This is a genomic window from Marinobacter sp. LQ44 (genome assembly GCF_001447155.2).
Lineage (GTDB): Bacteria > Pseudomonadota > Gammaproteobacteria > Pseudomonadales > Oleiphilaceae > Marinobacter.
The window spans coordinates 2048327-2063673 of record NZ_CP014754.1 but is presented as its reverse complement, the minus strand read 5'-3'; the positions used below and the strand labels follow the sequence as shown (position 1 = coordinate 2063673).

At 59.4% G+C, this 15347-nt stretch carries 15 protein-coding genes; 7 read left to right on the top strand and 8 right to left on the bottom strand.

The annotated features are described in order from the left end of the window. Nucleotides 1-5 precede the first annotated feature (5 nt). Both ASQ50_RS09630 and ASQ50_RS09625 read left to right on the top strand, forming a co-directional pair. Nucleotides 6-2264, top strand: coding sequence for an FtsX-like permease family protein (locus ASQ50_RS09630; protein WP_058093040.1), 2259 nt, complete (start codon nucleotides 6-8; stop codon nucleotides 2262-2264). Next, complete coding sequence (locus ASQ50_RS09625; RefSeq protein WP_058093039.1) at nucleotides 2261-3355, top strand: lipocalin-like domain-containing protein; 1095 nt, start codon at nucleotides 2261-2263, stop codon at nucleotides 3353-3355. Before ASQ50_RS09630 ends, ASQ50_RS09625 begins: the two co-directional genes overlap by 4 nt. Nucleotides 3356-3359: 4 nt before the next feature. On the opposite strand, the gene ASQ50_RS09620 is transcribed toward ASQ50_RS09625, so the two are convergent. The 7 genes from ASQ50_RS09620 to ASQ50_RS09595 form a co-directional block, all read right to left on the bottom strand. Next, nucleotides 3360-4280: a flagellar motor protein MotB gene (locus tag ASQ50_RS09620; RefSeq protein ID WP_058093038.1), complete on the bottom strand. Its 921-nt coding sequence runs from the start codon at nucleotides 4278-4280 to the stop codon at nucleotides 3360-3362. 2 nt (nucleotides 4281-4282) lie between these two features. Continuing rightward, nucleotides 4283-5059, bottom strand: coding sequence for a flagellar motor protein PomA (gene pomA / locus ASQ50_RS09615; RefSeq protein ID WP_058093037.1), 777 nt, complete (start codon nucleotides 5057-5059; stop codon nucleotides 4283-4285). A 63-nt stretch (nucleotides 5060-5122) separates the two neighbouring features. Continuing rightward, nucleotides 5123-5545 (bottom strand): YkvA family protein, encoded by a 423-nt coding sequence (locus ASQ50_RS09610; RefSeq protein ID WP_058093036.1) that lies wholly within the window; start codon nucleotides 5543-5545, stop codon nucleotides 5123-5125. A gap of 56 nt (nucleotides 5546-5601) precedes the next feature. Then, nucleotides 5602-5859: a TIGR03643 family protein gene (locus ASQ50_RS20485; protein ID WP_076657200.1), complete on the bottom strand. Its 258-nt coding sequence runs from the start codon at nucleotides 5857-5859 to the stop codon at nucleotides 5602-5604. A 9-nt stretch (nucleotides 5860-5868) separates the two neighbouring features. Next, a complete protein-coding gene (locus ASQ50_RS09605) occupies nucleotides 5869-7512 on the bottom strand; it encodes a phytoene desaturase family protein (RefSeq protein ID WP_227513294.1) in 1644 nt (547 codons plus the stop codon). Next, on the bottom strand, nucleotides 7506-7994 hold the full coding sequence (locus ASQ50_RS09600) for a DUF6231 family protein (protein WP_058093034.1): 489 nt from the start codon (nucleotides 7992-7994) through the stop codon (nucleotides 7506-7508). Before ASQ50_RS09600 ends, ASQ50_RS09605 begins: the two co-directional genes overlap by 7 nt. Next, nucleotides 7991-9316, bottom strand: coding sequence for a DASH family cryptochrome (locus ASQ50_RS09595; protein WP_058093033.1), 1326 nt, complete (start codon nucleotides 9314-9316; stop codon nucleotides 7991-7993). The genes ASQ50_RS09600 and ASQ50_RS09595 overlap by 4 nt, the downstream gene beginning before the upstream one ends. 151 nt (nucleotides 9317-9467) lie before the next feature. Here ASQ50_RS09595 and ASQ50_RS09590 point away from each other — a divergent pair, with 151 nt between their 5' ends. After that, a complete protein-coding gene (locus ASQ50_RS09590) occupies nucleotides 9468-10580 on the top strand; it encodes an S-(hydroxymethyl)glutathione dehydrogenase/class III alcohol dehydrogenase (protein WP_058093032.1) in 1113 nt (370 codons plus the stop codon). Between the two features lie 80 nt (nucleotides 10581-10660). On the opposite strand, the gene ASQ50_RS09585 is transcribed toward ASQ50_RS09590, so the two are convergent. Then, the gene (locus tag ASQ50_RS09585; protein ID WP_058093031.1) at nucleotides 10661-11344 is read right to left on the bottom strand and encodes a type 1 glutamine amidotransferase domain-containing protein; all 684 of its coding nucleotides are present in this window, start codon (nucleotides 11342-11344) and stop codon (nucleotides 10661-10663) included. A 174-nt stretch (nucleotides 11345-11518) separates the two neighbouring features. Here ASQ50_RS09585 and ASQ50_RS09580 point away from each other — a divergent pair, with 174 nt between their 5' ends. The 4 genes from ASQ50_RS09580 to ASQ50_RS09565 all read left to right on the top strand — a co-directional run bounded on the left by ASQ50_RS09580 (nucleotide 11519) and on the right by ASQ50_RS09565 (nucleotide 15339). Further along, a complete protein-coding gene (locus ASQ50_RS09580) occupies nucleotides 11519-12286 on the top strand; it encodes a substrate-binding periplasmic protein (RefSeq protein ID WP_058093030.1) in 768 nt (255 codons plus the stop codon). Then, nucleotides 12283-13665, top strand: a complete 1383-nt coding sequence (locus ASQ50_RS09575; protein ID WP_058093029.1) for a ribonuclease J — start codon at nucleotides 12283-12285, stop codon at nucleotides 13663-13665. Before ASQ50_RS09580 ends, ASQ50_RS09575 begins: the two co-directional genes overlap by 4 nt. Before the next feature lie 295 nt (nucleotides 13666-13960). Next, nucleotides 13961-14392, top strand: coding sequence for a hotdog fold thioesterase (locus ASQ50_RS09570; RefSeq protein ID WP_058093028.1), 432 nt, complete (start codon nucleotides 13961-13963; stop codon nucleotides 14390-14392). Between the two features lie 71 nt (nucleotides 14393-14463). Further along, the gene (locus ASQ50_RS09565; RefSeq protein ID WP_068351459.1) at nucleotides 14464-15339 is read left to right on the top strand and encodes a substrate-binding periplasmic protein; all 876 of its coding nucleotides are present in this window, start codon (nucleotides 14464-14466) and stop codon (nucleotides 15337-15339) included. The last annotated feature ends 8 nt before the right edge of the window (nucleotides 15340-15347 follow it).

The following is a 15347-nucleotide window of genomic DNA, read 5'->3' as shown; positions in this document are numbered from 1 at the left end:
CGCCCATGACGGTGTTTTTCGCCCTGCTCAGCCACTATCGCCGGCACCCCTGGCAGGGCGCCGCGCTGGCCCTTCTGATGCTGCTGGCGACCGCCTTGTGGACCGGTATTCACCACCTGACCAGCCAGGCCCGCGACAGCCTCGGCCAGAGTGAACGGCTGGTGGAGGTGCGTGACCAGGTGCAGCGGGTTGATGGCGCAGCCATCACCGTAGAGGATTTTGTTTTGCTTCGCCGCCAGGGCCTGTGCGTGATGCCCTGGCTGGAGGTCCTGCCGGAGGGCGAGTCCCGCCGGGTGATTGGTGTCGACCCTCTGGCGGCCCTGTGTTTTCAGGGCCAGGCGGATGTTGCCAGCTTTGATGGCCAGCCACTGGTCGGCCAGCCGTTTCTGGATATCGCCGACGCAGCGGCGCTAACGGCCGCCGAACAGCAGCTGTTCCTGATCCTGTCGGCGGGTGAGGGGCCTTTGCCCCCGGCCTATCGCACCGCCCCTTTCGCTTTGTCACCGGACACCGGCCAGCTGGGCGACAGTTTCCTGCTGAACCTGGATGCCTTGAGCGTGCTGGTGTTGCTGATTACCGGGTTGCTCCTGCGCAGCGTCTATCTATTGTCGCTGTCCCAGCGCCGGGACAGTTTCGCCCTGCTGGCCCGCTTTGGGGTGTCCGGTCAGCGTGTGCGTGGGCATCTGCTATTGGAGCTTCTGTGTCTTGCCGCTCTCACCCTGATTCCCGGTATTTGGCTCGGTCAGGCGTTGGCCTCAGTGCTGGAAGGAGGCTTCGCCAATGTCATGGAAGGGCTGTTTGACAGCCGCCAGTTAGCGACCGGCGGCAACCACTGGCAGGTGCCCGCATTGGTGATGACCGTGCTGCTGATCACCGTGGCCACGGTGGATTGGCTGATGCCGGTGGTTGCCCGCGTCACGCCGGGCAGCCGCCTGCGGCCAGCAGCCGCTGCCCTGGTCGTATTTGCCGGCCTGGTTGGTGTGTGGCGGGCCGATGCCTTGTGGCTGCTGTTCGCGGCACTGGCACTGGTATTAGCCGGTATCGGGTGGTTAATGCCCCGCGGCCTGTCTTTGTTGTCTGGTGCAGGTGTTCGAGTCAGTAGCAAACCGGGTATGCGCTGGTGGTGGGCCGAGTTCAACGTGCTGTGCCGGCGCCTGGCGTTGCCCCTGGTGGCGTTGCAGTTCTCCCTGGCCATGGTGTTGGCCGTGCAGGCTTTGGTGATTACCTTTGAGGAGACCTTTGATCGCTGGCTGAGCCAGCGGTTGTCGGCGGATGTCTACTTGGAAGTGCCCGAGAGCGCGGACAGTGCCCTGGCTGCCAACTGGCTCACGGAACATGTTGCAACCGCAAACGAAGGGGTTTGGCACCACGTTCAGCGTGGCTCAGGGCGCTTCCGGCAGGGGCAAGCCTGGCAGGGAGTGGATATCTTTGCCGTGGCGCCGGTTGGCCCGCTGATGACTGGCTGGGCCTTGCTTGAGCAGACACCCATGCCCTGGCAGGCACTGGCGTCTGGTGCCGGTGTGATGGTTAATGAGCAGCTCGCCTATCGCCTGGGATTGTCCGTGGGCGAAGAGCTGGAGCTGATGCTGGCGGAGCAGGCTCTTAACCTGCCGGTGTTGGCGATCTACCCGGATTACGGCCGGCCAGCGGGGGAAGTGCTGATTGCCGGGCAAATCCTGCCGCCGGATTTTGAGGTGACGTTCGAGAGTTTCTCGATCACCACGGCCAGCGTCGGTATTGAAACCATCACTGACGCCTTGCGCGCACTCTGGGGCGAGCCGGCGTTGACCATCCGGGACAATCGCGCCATTCAGGATCTGGCCAATCGAGTGTTCGAGCAGACCTTCACACTGACCCGCGCCATGACGGTGCTGACCCTGGCACTGGCGGCGGTTGCCCTGTTACTGATGGGCTGGGTGTTTCTGTCCACCCGCCTGTGGTACTTCCGGCTGCTGGAAGTCTGGGGTATGGCGAGAGCGGAGGTTTTCCGGAGGCTCCTGCTGCTGGCGCTGGCGGTCACCCTCAGCGCCGCCGTGCTGGCCTTGCCGGTGGGTGTTGGGTTGACCTGGGTGCTGGTGCAGCGCATCAACCCCCTGGCTTTCGGTTGGTCGCTGCCGATGGCAGTCTATCCGGTATTCTGGTTGGAATTGCTGGCCCTGGCGTTGCTCATTGGCGGCTGTATTGCCTTGCTGATGCGCCGGCAGTTGGGGCGCCCTGCGGTTCGCCCATCGGTGACCGGTAGCGTGACGGGAGAAGAGCGATGAGGCTTCGTTGGCTGACCATGTTGCTTGTCTACGGGCTGCTTGCAGGGTGCAGCGAGCCGGGCACAGACGCGGGTTTTGCCGGCCTGGGTGGAACGGTCGGCACCGGGGACGGATTCGAGCAGCCGGGGCCGGGCACGGAACTGGTATTCCCCCGGGATTTCGGCCCCCATCCGGCCCATCGCATCGAATGGTGGTACCTCACCGCGAATCTGGAAACGGACGCTGGCGAACCGCTGGGCCTGCAATGGACCCAGTTCCGCCAGGCCATCGAGCCCCGTGATCATGAAGCTCCGTCACCGGAGCCCTCGGGCTGGCCGTTACAGGCAGCCTGGATGGCCCATGCCGCCGTCAGCTACCGGGAGCAACATTGGTTTAGTGAACGATTGGCTCGGGGTGATCTGGGCCAGGCGGGCGCCACTGCCGAACCCTTCAAGGTTTGGCTAGACCACTGGCAACTGATCACCGGTGATGACCCGGATCAGTGGCAGGTCCTGGTCCGTCATGGGCAGCCTGATACGGATGACTATTGGGCGTTTGACCTTGAACTGACCGTGCGGGGAGCGCCGGTGGCCCACGGCATTGACGGGTTCAGCGCCAAGTCGGCCAGCGGCGAGGGCTCGATGTATTTCAGCCTGGTGGATATCGAGGTGACCGGACAGGTGAGGCTCGGGCGTGAAACGCTGCCGGTACGCGGTAAGGCCTGGTTTGACCGGGAGTGGAGCAGCCAGTTTCTGAAAGCAGGCCAGCAGGGCTGGGACTGGTTTGCCCTGCATCTGGATTCCGGTGACAAACTGATGGCCTTCCAGCTTCGGGAGCAACAAGATCATTTCCGCTCCGGCACCTGGATACCTGCCGGTGGTGAGCCGGTGGCCCTGGCCCCCGACCAGTTGCAACTGGAACCGGGCACCGGGCCCGTGCCCACCCGGTGGCGCCTGACCGTGCCGGATTATGATGTTGATCTGACGCTGTCGGCTCCCCAAGGTAACTACACCAACAATGGTCTGTATCCCTACTGGGAAAGCCCGGTAACGGTGACTGGCAGTCACGAAGGGGTAGGTTATATGGAGCTTACGGGTTACTCCGAACAGTAGCGCGCTACCAGACCAGGTCGCCGGACGGTGAAGTCTGCTCAGACCGCAGATCGATGATCGCTTCCTGGTTTTTCTGTTCAGCCTCAATCAGCTCCCGCAGTCGGATCTCCTGCTCTTCCAGCGGCCCCGACAGGTCAATGATGATTTCCACTCGCCGGTTCTTGGCCCGGTTGTCTGCGGTGGTGTTGGCCACCCTTGGGCGAGTATCGGCCAGGCCGGTCACTCGCAGGCGCTCGGGCGACACCTGATCCCGCGCCAGCAACACATTAGCCACTGCGGCTGCCCGGGCCGCTGACAGGTCCCAGTTGCTGAAGAATCTTTCCGTGCGGATCGGGATGTTGTCGGTGTGGCCTTCCACCGCCAGATCGCCCGGCATGTCGGCCAGCACCTCCGCCATGCCAAGCAGCAAGCCCTCGAATTCCCAGGTCAGCTGAGCAGACCCGGACGGGAACGAGCCCTTCTCTTCGACCCGGATTACGATTCGGCGCTGGTCTTCCGAGACGTTGATGCGCCCGTCCATAATCGCCGGCTCCAGTACCTCCAGGATCTGTGCAAGGTTGGCATCCATCTGTTCCCGAATGGCGTCCCGCACCGCCTGCTCGGTCGGGTCGTTAAGGGTCTGCAGTTGCGGTTGCTGATCGGTGGTGGTTTGGCGTATTTCATTGACTACGGTCGGCTCCGGCGGTGCCGGTGAGAACGTGTCGAAGATCGGGCTGGTGCCCATGGGGACTTCCAGGGCCGGAATTTCCCTTTGAACACCAAAGGCTTTGGACAGTTCACCGGCTATCTGCTTGAACTTCTGGGCGTCGATTTCGGAGAATGACAGCAGCAGCACAAAGAAGCACATCAGCAACGACATCAGGTCGGCAAAGGTGACCACCCAGGCCGGTATCGCGCGTTTTTCTTCTTCCGGTAACTCGTCCATGGTCAGTCGCTTGCCGTTTCCGCTTCACCGTTCTTTGCGCGTTCTTTCGGCGGCAGGTAAGAAGACAGCATTTGTTCAATGATTCTGGGATTGGTGCCCTCCTGAATGGCCACCAGAGCATCGATGTACAAAGATTGCATGCGGGCTTCTTCGGTCATTCGCAGCGACAGCTTGTCGGCGATAGGCGTGGCAATCATGGTGGCGATCATGGCGCCGTAAAGTGTGGTGAGCAGAGCGACCGCCATGGCCGGGCCGATGGATTTCGGGTCTTCCATGTTTGACAGCATCTGCACCAGGCCGATCAAGGTGCCGATCATACCCATGGCCGGCGCCACGTCAGCCAGGGCATTGAACACCTTGGCCCCGGAACGATTGTGGTCCAGGGTCATTAACCGTTCTTTGTTAAGCAGTTGCTTGATGGTGCTGGCGTCCTGGCCATCCACCAGCATCTGAATGCCCTGGGCCAGAAACGGCGAGCTGACGTCCCGGCCCTCCAGTCCCAGAACACCCTGTTTACGAGCTATCTGAGCGACTTCAACCAGCTCGTCGATGCTGGCCTGGGTTTCCGGCAGCTTGAACTTGAACGCCCGGGCGGCCACCTTGAAGGCATCGAAAAACTGGTAAAAGCTGAATTTGGCGAGCACCACCAGCAGGCTGCCGCCCACCACAATCAGCAGTGACGCCGGGTTTAAAAATACCTCGGGGGACACGCCCAGAATCACCGCCGATGCGATAAGCATAATAGCGCCGACCAGGCCGATCAGGGTGGCAAAATCCACGGTAACTCCGTTAACGGCACAGGGTTGAGGAGGAGGGGCGAGAGAATACCCTCTGATTATTCCTTAATCAATTGTCACTGTGGTGACGTTGCTGTCTTCCTGCTGTGCTTTCCAGGCGGCATAGCGGTGGAGGTCTGACTCCACCAGTTTCAGGCACAAAGCCACCACGCCGGCGTCGTCGAGAAAACCGATGCCAAAGATAATGTCGGGAATCAGGTCAATGGGGTTCAGCACGTACAGCAGGGCACCGGCGACGGCGGCAATGCTCTTCCAGGGAATGGCGCGGTAATCGCCCCGCCAGTAATCCCGTATCAGCGAAAACATCAAACGGATGTCGGTGGTGAACCGGCGTAAACGGCCACTGGCCCGGACCTTTTCCTCAATCGCTCTCTGTCGCTCTAACAGCGATTCAAGGTCGTCCTTGCCGACCTTGTCCGCCTCGTGTTTCAGTTGCGACGCTGCTGCTTTTTCGGAGAAGAATGCCATAGCTCGGTCCGGTGGTTTTTCAATACCTGTAACGGTAACGAAACTCGTGTGCGCCGTCATCTGTGTTTGTACTGGGTCGGGCAATAAGCCCGTAAAACACCCTCAGGCCTTAACCGGGCATGTTTTGTGTTGCGCCCGCTGACACGCTTGCGCCACAGTCGGAAACTGCCCGGTTTCAACTCCCGACGCATTAGCCTGATGACGTCTTTCTCCGACAGACCAAAGCAGGCCTCAATGGCCTCAAAGGGCGTTCGGTCTTCCCAGGCCATTTCAATGACGCGAGACACGTCTGCAGCTGTCAGTGTGGAGCTCATCGCAGTACCTCAGCCCACAAAGATTCGCTTGGCCAGGCCTGCACCTTTCAGACCCCGTATGGCCAGGGTGGTTACCAGCCCGCCAATCATGGCACCGACGACGCCGCAGGTCAGGATGTCCTGTCCGGTCAGGTACAGGCCGGGGATGTCGGTTTTCGGCCTCAGCCAGCGTTGCTCGAAGCGTTCCGGGGTGTGGTCCAGGCCATAGAGTTCACCTTGTTCGTAACGGCAGAACCAGGCCGTAGAGAGCGGTGTGGAAGTTTCCACGTAGTCTACCTTGCCGCGGAGCTGGGGCAATTTGTCGTACATTACGTCCAGCAACTGGTCGGTGATCTTTGTCTTCAGAGCTTCATAGTCATCGCCGCGCTTGCCCCAGGTGGAGCCCTGCCAGGGCTCGAACATCTCCCAGGTGGTGGGGGCAACAATTTCAATGATGGAGGTGTCGGGCCAGCGGTTCTGGTAATCCGGGTCTTTGGCGGCCGGGAACGAGATATAGACCACCGGGAAAGGCGCGCTCTGGGGGTCTTTCAGGAACTGCTCCACGTTGCCATCGTGGTCTGCGCTCGGGTAAATCCAGAAGTTGGTTCGGGGCAGGCCGAGTTGTTCGGGCGTGCCTTTAAGGCCTATGTACAGTCCAATATGCGGCATAGAGGGCTTGATGTGTTCCCGGTTGCCGGGATAGCCAATGCTGTCAGCGACGGACTCGGGCAGCAGTCGTTCGAAGGTATTGATCGCTCCCGCATTGCTGATCACCAGCGGGGCGCGGATGTCATGGCCGTCGGCCATACGCACGCCAACGGCCTTGCCCTTCTCGACAAGGATTTCCTTCACATCGGCGTAGGTGAGGACATCGCCACCGCCGGCCTGAATCACCGGGATAATGGTTTTGGCAATTTCCGAGGCGCCGCCCACCGGGTAGAAACCGCCATACAGGTAATGCTTGGCAATCAACGCGTGCACCATGAAACTGGAGTGCTTGGGGGTTACGCCGCAATCGCCCCACTGGCCGGTGATGGCGCCAATCAGTTCCTGGTTGTCGGTCAGGTCGCTTAGCACCTCGTAGGTCGTCTTGTTAAAACAGTCCGGGAGTAGCGTTTTCAGGCCCCGGGAAACCAGCGGGCCGGCCAGGGCCGGAGACAGTTTGGACAGGGTGTACCACTGCATGCCGTCGGCGACTTTCCCAAGCAGGGCCAGATAGCGGCCGATGGCGTCACCTTCATTCGGGAACGAGGCCAACAGGGAATGCCGCAAACCTTCCTTGCCAGCCCTGAGATTGACGACCTTGTCCCCCAGGAAGAACCGGTCGTAATTCTCGTCCATGGGCGCCCATTCGAGCTTGCCGTCGGTGATGTAATCGAACAGCCGACGGCCGAGGGTATGGCGCACGCCCATATCACCGATGTAGTGCACACCTACATCCCATTCATAGCCATTGCGGGCATAGCTGTGGGTGTAGCCGCCTGCGGTGTAATGCTGTTCCAGGACCAGTACCTTGTAACCGGCCTTGGACAGGCAGGCAGCGGTGGTCAGGCCGCCAATGCCGGAACCGATCACCACGGCGTCATAAGGGCCTTTCAGACGGCTGGCCCGATAGCGGGTGCCGATACGGATGGTGCTGGGTGTCAGTGCTCTTGAGGTTGTTTGCTTTACCACCACGATTTTCCCCACATGTGCGGATTGGCCCAGTTATCGGGATTGTTCCAGGCCCGTTTATGGTTGTAAGTATCCAGGTTGTAGGTGTAAAGCGTGAGTGCGCCGTTCTCGGTTTCCAGTTCTGCGTGGCGCTGGAAACCCAAAGCGATGAAATCGGTAAAGCCCCAATCGGAGGACTGGGGCATGACGACGGCAATCTGGTGGGCGCCGTAGTTCCTCAGCTGGCCCAGTAACAGGGCGCCTTCTTCGTAGGGAAGGTACTCAAGGGTGTCGGTGATCAGGGCCAGATCCGGTGTCTGGGCCGGTGGCAGGTGGGCGTTTGGGTCTGAGGTGTCGAGAGTTAGTAACTGACAGTCAGCCTGCTTTTGCCAGACAGCCGCGACAGCGTTGGCGGTTTCTCCGCAACACAGAAGCGTTGACGGTTGGCTGGTATCGATGATGCGTGCCAGTACCTTGGCCGGGTTATCCAACGGAGCACTCATAAAATGGGCCAGTCTGCTGCGTCCACGGTATGCAGGCCCACCGGTTGTGAAGACCTGCCCTGCCATCGTTCAACGAAGGCCCCATCAGGATCGTACTGTTGCGCCTGCTTGTCCAGATTGAATTGCCGCAAGCCTCGCGGGTCTGCGCCCACGCCGGCCAGGTACTGCCAGTTGCCGTAGTTGCTGGCGACATCGTAGTCCACCAACTGCTGCTCGAACCAGGCTGCGCCGTAGCGCCAGTCCAGTTCCAGTTCGTGCACGAAGCAACTGGCGACCAATTGCCTTGCCCGGTTGCTCATGTAGCCGGTTTCGCGCAGTTGGTTCATGGCGGCGTTGACGATGGGATACTGGGTGTTTCCTTCACACCAGGCCTTAAAACGATGGCCATAGAAGGTCACCTGTCGATGCTTGCGTTGCACACCGTCCCGGCGGAACAGGTGGCTGCCGTGTTTGAGCGCGTACCAGTAGAAGTATTCGCGCCAGAGCAGCTCGAACCAGAGCCAGTAGGTGGAATCGTTGCGGGTGTGCTGGCGCTCATAGTCTTCGATGGTGGCAGCCACCTCCCGCGCCGACAGGCTGCCATTGGCCAGCCAGAGGGACAACTTGGAGGACGAGTCCCAGTCATCCAGGGCGTTGCGGGTTTCCTTGTAGGTGGCAATGCCGTGGTTGCCAAAACAGTATTCCTGCAGGCGCGCGAGCCCGGCAGTCTCTCCGCCCGTAAACGCCAGCGCCGAAGAGGGCTCCGGGATGGGCGGGCATTCACCCCGGTTATCTTCCGGGAACCCGGGTGGCGGTGGCAGGGCGGTCAGCGTGCGAATACGCAGAAGATCGGGGCCCCGGTCGCCCTGCTTCTCGATCCGCTTGCGGAACTGGGAAAAGGTTCCGGGCAACTCGCTGACAGGCATAGGCAGCGAGCCTTCTGTATACAGGCTCAGGGTTTCGAACTCCTGAAACAGGGTGTTTGGCAGCTTCTGCCGAAGCGTCTGCCACTGTTGCGCTTCGATGGTGCCGGGCTGGCGTGAGCGAATAACGCGATCAACGGAATGCTGGTGAACCAGCCCAGGGAGTGCCTGCTCCGGTTCTCCGAAGGCAATGTGCAGCCGCTGCCCCAGGGCCCGCAGGCTGCGCTCCAGGTCGGTCAGGCTTTGCCACAGAAAGCGCCATCGATGCTCACCCATCGCCCGGCACTGGAATGGCCCGTTGGCAAACCAGCGGGGATCCACCACGTACACGCACAGCAAGATGTCAGAGCGGGCCGCTGCCAGCAGCGCTGCGTTGTCGTGCATCCGCAGGTCGCGGGTAAACCAGTAAAGCGTTTTCAAAGTATTACACCCTCAGGAGATTCCCCTGTTCATACGTCAGTATTAGCCCGGAGGATTGGCAAAGGCCCGGGCTTGCACTGCACTGACGTGCTAAAGTCCAGGATTAATGCTCGCAGGCAATCAGACTCAACCGGATACCAGGAGATTGAAAGTGATTAAATCCCGCGCGGCTGTAGCGTTTGAGGCTAACAAGCCACTGGAAATTGTGGAAGTGGATGTGGCGCCGCCGAAAGAAGGCGAGGTACTGGTGAAGATCGTGGCCACCGGCGTGTGCCATACCGATGCCTATACCCTGTCCGGCGCCGATCCCGAGGGCCTGTTTCCGACCATCCTCGGCCACGAGGGCGGTGGCATTGTGGAGGCGGTTGGCCCGGGCGTCAAAGACCTGAAAGTGGGTGACCATGTTATCCCCCTGTACACCGCTGAATGTGGCGAGTGTAAGTTCTGTACCTCCGGCAAGACCAACCTGTGCGGCGCCGTGCGCGCAACCCAGGGCAAAGGCGTGATGCCGGATGGCACTTCCCGTTTCTCGTACAACGGCCAGCCTCTTTACCACTACATGGGCTGCTCTACTTTCTCCGAATACACCGTGCTGCCGGAGATTTCCCTGGCCAAGATTCCGAAAGAAGCACCGCTCGAAAAGGTGTGCCTGCTGGGTTGTGGTGTCACCACCGGTATCGGTGCGGTGATGAACACCGCCAAAGTGGAAGAGGGTGCCACTGTGGCCATCTTCGGCCTGGGCGGTATTGGCCTGGCGGCGATCATCGGCGCGACCATGGCCAAGGCCAGCCGGATCATCGCCATCGACATCAATCCCGGCAAGTTCGATATTGCCAAACAGCTGGGCGCCACCGATGTGGTTAACCCCAACGACCACGACAAGCCGATCCAGGAAGTCATTGTCGAGATGACCGACGGCGGTGTGGATTATTCCTTCGAATGCATCGGCAACGTCAAGGTGATGCGGGCAGCCCTGGAATGCTGCCACAAGGGCTGGGGTGAGTCGGTGATTATCGGCGTGGCCGGTGCCGGTGAAGAAATCAGCACCCGCCCGTTCCAGCTGGTGACCGGCCGGGTGTGGCGTGGCTCCGCGTTTGGTGGCGTGAAGGGCCGTACCGAGTTGCCCTCCTATGTGGAGAAAGCCGAGAAGGGTGAGATTCCGCTGGATGTGTTTATCACCCATGAAATGCCGCTGGAAGACATCAACAAGGCGTTTGACCTGATGCACGAGGGCAAGAGCATTCGCACGGTGATCCACTTCTAACCCGGTGAGTACAACCGCCAGAACGACAAAGGGGAGGCCGCGGCCTCCCCTTTGCTTTTTCGGATCATGGCTCGTATGGATCAGTTATCCTGCAAAGCCTGCACAACGGCTTTGGCCGCACCTTCCGAGGACGCCGGGTTCTGCCCGGTGATCAGCTTGCCGTCCACCACAATGTGCGGCGCCCAGTCATTGCCGCGGGTGTAGCGGGCGTTGTTCTGCTTGAGCATGTCTTCCAGCAGAAAAGGCACGATGTTGGTGAGCTGAACGGCGTCTTCTTCGGTGTTACTGAAACCGGTAACTTCCCGGCCGCCAACGATGTTCTGGTCCGGTTTTACGAACACATTCTTGAACACCGCCGGAGCGTGGCAGACCGCGCCGATCACCTTGTCCTGCTCGTAGGCCGTCTTGATCAGGGCGATGGACTTTTCATCCTCCGCTAGATCCCACAGCGGGCCGTGGCCGCCCGGATAGAAAATAGCATCGAACTGATTCATGTCGACATCGGCCAGCTTTTTCGTGCTGGCGAGCATCTCACGGGCGTGGGTATCGTCCATGAAACGGCGGGTGGAGTCGGTGAGGGCGTCTTCGGCTTCACTGTTGGGGTCTACCGGTGGCTGACCGCCTTTCGGGGACGCCAGGGTAATGTCGGCACCGGCGTCCTTGAAGACGTAGAACGGTGACGTGAACTCTTCAAGCCAGAAGCCGGTCTTGTGTCCGGTGTCGCCCATTTGGTCATGGGAAGTCAGTACCATCAGTATCTTCATAGTGGTCGATCCTTGTGTCGGAGTTCAGAAACGAGTTTCATGTGCCCTACCCCGAGACCTTGTGACGGGATGGCGAGTTTTCAACAGGGATTACGGTTACAGGTAGGTTATGGATGCTGCGGCCTACTATACTGTCATCGTTCTACACTCATTTGACCATGGATTGAGGCCGAAATGGACGTGAGAAACCTAAGGCTCCGGCTGGTATCCTTGCTGCTGCTCTTCGCCATGCCAGTACTTGCGCAGCAGGGCACGGAAACCGTTGAGCCGTTGACGGTTACCGTCGGAGTTAACCACTCTCCGCCCTACCGAATACTGGATGCCAGCCACAAAAGTGGCCTCTATCTGGAAATTTTCGAGGAAATTGCCGATCGGCTTGGTTGGCAGGTGCGGTACCGGGAAGCGCCGTTCCGGCGTGTTTTACTGATGCTGCAAAAAGGGGAAGTGGATGTGATGCTGGGGCCGCTGAGAACCGATGGCCGCGAGGACTACATGACCTTCGTTGCCCCCGCTTTCCCACCGGAACGCCGTCTTTTCTTCTATCTGGATGACGAACACCGGATCACCCGCTATAGCGATCTTTATGGAAGAACAGTTGGAGTCCTGGACGGCGCCACGTACTTCAGCCGGTTTGATCGCGACGGGGATCTGATTAAAGAATCTGCACCGCATTATGAGAACCTGATGCGGATGATGGAAAAAGGCCGTGTGGATGTGGTGATCGCCCCGGAACTTGTGGGCCTTTACACCGTCAGTCAAATGCAAATCCCGGCGCAGGTGTCCCCGTTTTTTGTGCCGGGCGAGCGTTCCTGGATAGCGGTGTCGGATAAATCGCCGGCCCTCAAATACGTCGACGACATTCGCGCAGCCCTGAAGCTGATCGAACGTGAAGGTATCAAGGAAAATCTTGTGTTGAAGTACCTGGAACAGCCCGCTCAATGACCCCTGACCACAACGATCTATGGTTTTTACCCCTTGGCGGTACGGGTGAAATCGGCATGAATCTCAACCTCTACGGCCACGATGGCCAGTGGTTGATGGTGGACTGCGGGGTGACCTTCCCCAAGCCGGGCCGTATCGCGGCCGATGGCACGGTGCATCACCGGGGAGAACCACCGGTACAGATGGCAGACCCGGCGTTTATCGCCGACCGGCGGGATAAGCTGCCGGGGCTGATCATAACCCATGCTCACGAGGATCACATTGGTGCCGTGCCCTACCTCTGGCCACTGCTGCAGTGCCCTGTCTACACCAGCCGGTTTACCGCTGAGATCCTGCGCCGAAAGCTGGCTGAGTTTGATCTGTTGCATCGAGTGCCAATCATCGAAGTGGGCACCGGGGAGCGCCGGCAGATTGGCCCGTTCAACGTGGAGTGGCTGGCGCTGACTCACTCGATTCCCGACCCCAATGCGCTGATGATCCGCACCCAGATCGGCAACATTTTCCACAGCGGTGACTGGAAACTGGATGATAATCCGCTGGTTGGCCACGGTTACACCACCTCCACGTTTACCGATCTGGCTGATGAAGGCGTGGCTGCCATGGTCTGTGACTCCACCAACGCTACGGTGCCGGGCCACTCGGTGTCCGAGGCGGCGCTGCACGAAGGCCTGCGGGACCTGATTGCGGTGGCCGAGGGGCGGGTGATTGTCACCTGCTTTGGCAGCAACATAGCCCGCCTGCATACGCTGGCCAGCATTGCCCGGGAAACAGGCCGCTATATGGGATTGTTGGGCCGTTCGTTGGTAAACATGAGTGGTGCGGCCAAGGCTACGGGGCTTTGGCCGGGCACAGACAAACTGATCAGCCCCTCACACCTCGGTTACCTGCCGCGCCACGAGGTGCTGGGTGTGGCCACCGGCAGCCAGGGTGAACCCAGAACTGCGTTGCGGCGCCTGGCCCAGGGCAGCCATCCGGATTTCGAGCTGGAAGCCGGTGATACGGTGATTTTCAGTGCCCGAGCCATACCGGGTAATGAAGAGGCCATCGAGGCGCTGATCAGCCAGCTGCGCAAGCTGGGGGTGATTGTGATTACCGCCGAAGACGCGGGCGTGCCCATTCATGCCTCAGGCCATCCGGCGCAGGATGAACTCAAGGCGATGTATCGCTGGGTTCAGCCCCGCATTGCCATTCCAGTTCACGGTGAGGCTGAACACATGGACGTGCATGCCGATCTTGCGAAAGGTGCAGGTGTGCCCAGGGCCATGGTTGGCCGTAATGGCGACCTGTTCATGGTGCGGCCAGTACCGGGCATTCGGCGTCAGGTTGTCGAAACCGGACGGTTGGGGTGGCAGAAGCAGGAACTGGTCAGGGTCTACTGAGGGCCACAAGGAGCTTAGCAAGCTTACGATGGTCCATGTCGTCAATCGGTGAGTGACGCCAAAGAATGAATATGATCCCTATTCGATTATGGGATCTGCCCGTCGAGTTGTTCCACTGGCTGTTGGTGTTGGCGGCGGTCATCACACCTTTTCTCATCTCAAGTCGTTCTCTTTTGGTCTGATTGGCCAAGCTACCAAAATGCTCTATAAAGGCTTGGTTATGAGCATGCTACCTGTATAGACTCATTGCTGACAGTTATAACAGACCAAAGTTCAATCTGGAGATTTTCCAAATATGGTGATCTGGACCGTTACTCCGAACCTGGAACACATGGCGGAGGCAAGTAAAAATACCGCCGTCAGCCACATGGGTATTGAATACCTCGAAATTGGTGACGATTACGTGAAAGGCCGCATGCCGGTGGACCAGCGCACGGTGCAGCCGTTTGGCATTTTGCACGGCGGCTCTTCGGTGTTGCTGGCGGAAACCTTGGGCAGCATGGCGGCCAATTGCTGCCTGAAAGACAAGAACACCGTGGCGGTGGGGCTCGATATCAACGCCAACCACATTCGCCCGGTGACCGGCGGCTGGGTATACGGAACGGCCCGCGCCCAGCACATCGGCAGCACTACCCAGGTTTGGGAAATCCGCCTGGAGAACGAGCAAGGCAAGCTGACTTGTATTTCCAGGCTAACCATGGCGGTTACCCGTCGCACTGGTCAATGAGCCCATGTTGGGTCCCCCAGTAGAAACTGTGCTAGATTTAAAAGGTACAAAGCCGTGGGGCAGGGCATGCGATGGCTACCGTGGGCAAGGATCATTTAAGCAACCCGGTGCTGTGGTTGATGCTTTTGCTGATGCTTGCATCTTTGGGCATGACATCCGCAACCGTGAAAGCCAGGGGGCGGCACCAGTGCGACCTGTTAATTGTCAGTGGCAACCCCGAATCGGCCCCACTTCTTAGCCGCTCACAGGAGCGTCCCGGTAAGTTGATTGGTGCCGCAGTCCCCTTTCTGCGTGAAACCTTTGAGCCCTTGGGAATCACGCTTGATATCCGTGAGATGGGTAGTTGGGCTCGGGTGCAGAAGTTCGGGATAGACGGCGATATCGATTTGATCGCCGGTATCTATAAAACGCCCGAACGCCTCCTTCATTTTGACTACCTTGAACCGCCTATGACCTATCTGACAACAGGCATCTGGATTGGTCGGGGGCGCAATTTCGATTACCGCGACTGGAGTGATCTGAGGGGCCTGCGCGGCTCCACCACGATCGGCAAAAGCTTTGGTCCTGATTTCGACCTTTACGCAAGGCAATATCTGAAACTGGAACGGGTGCGTTCGATTGAACAAGCCTTCATGATGATGCGGGCGGAACGCGTTGATTATGTGCTTTACGAGGAGTTGCGTGGAAAGGAAAAGCTTCGAAAATTTGGCATGCTCGGTCTCTTCTCTATGCTGGACAGGCCTCTGACAAGACAAGGGCTGTTTCTTGCGTTTTCCAAAAAGTCACCATGCAACACAAGCTATCTTCGAGTTGCAGTGTCGAAGCGACTGGCAGCCATGGTTTCTGCTGGGCGCTTTCAAGAGATTTTGCAAGCTCCGCCCTACGATCAGAGCGCTGACGAGTTCTTGCCTTTTCCCGGCACTTTCGGGATTGGAGCAAGGCGTTGATGTGCGCT

Coding starts and splice junctions, on each gene's coding strand:
- ASQ50_RS09630 (WP_058093040.1), top strand. CDS start 6: ATGACGGTGTTTTTCGCCCTGCTCAGCCACTATCGCCGGCACCCCTGG.
- ASQ50_RS09625 (WP_058093039.1), top strand. CDS start 2,261: ATGAGGCTTCGTTGGCTGACCATGTTGCTTGTCTACGGGCTGCTTGCA.
- ASQ50_RS09620 (WP_058093038.1), bottom strand. CDS start 4,280: ATGGACGAGTTACCGGAAGAAGAAAAACGCGCGATACCGGCCTGGGTG.
- ASQ50_RS09610 (WP_058093036.1), bottom strand. CDS start 5,545: ATGGCATTCTTCTCCGAAAAAGCAGCAGCGTCGCAACTGAAACACGAG.
- ASQ50_RS20485 (WP_076657200.1), bottom strand. CDS start 5,859: ATGAGCTCCACACTGACAGCTGCAGACGTGTCTCGCGTCATTGAAATG.
- ASQ50_RS09600 (WP_058093034.1), bottom strand. CDS start 7,994: ATGAGTGCTCCGTTGGATAACCCGGCCAAGGTACTGGCACGCATCATC.
- ASQ50_RS09585 (WP_058093031.1), bottom strand. CDS start 11,344: ATGAAGATACTGATGGTACTGACTTCCCATGACCAAATGGGCGACACC.
- ASQ50_RS09580 (WP_058093030.1), top strand. CDS start 11,519: ATGGACGTGAGAAACCTAAGGCTCCGGCTGGTATCCTTGCTGCTGCTC.
- ASQ50_RS09575 (WP_058093029.1), top strand. CDS start 12,283: ATGACCCCTGACCACAACGATCTATGGTTTTTACCCCTTGGCGGTACG.
- ASQ50_RS09570 (WP_058093028.1), top strand. CDS start 13,961: ATGGTGATCTGGACCGTTACTCCGAACCTGGAACACATGGCGGAGGCA.
- ASQ50_RS09565 (WP_068351459.1), top strand. CDS start 14,464: ATGGCTACCGTGGGCAAGGATCATTTAAGCAACCCGGTGCTGTGGTTG.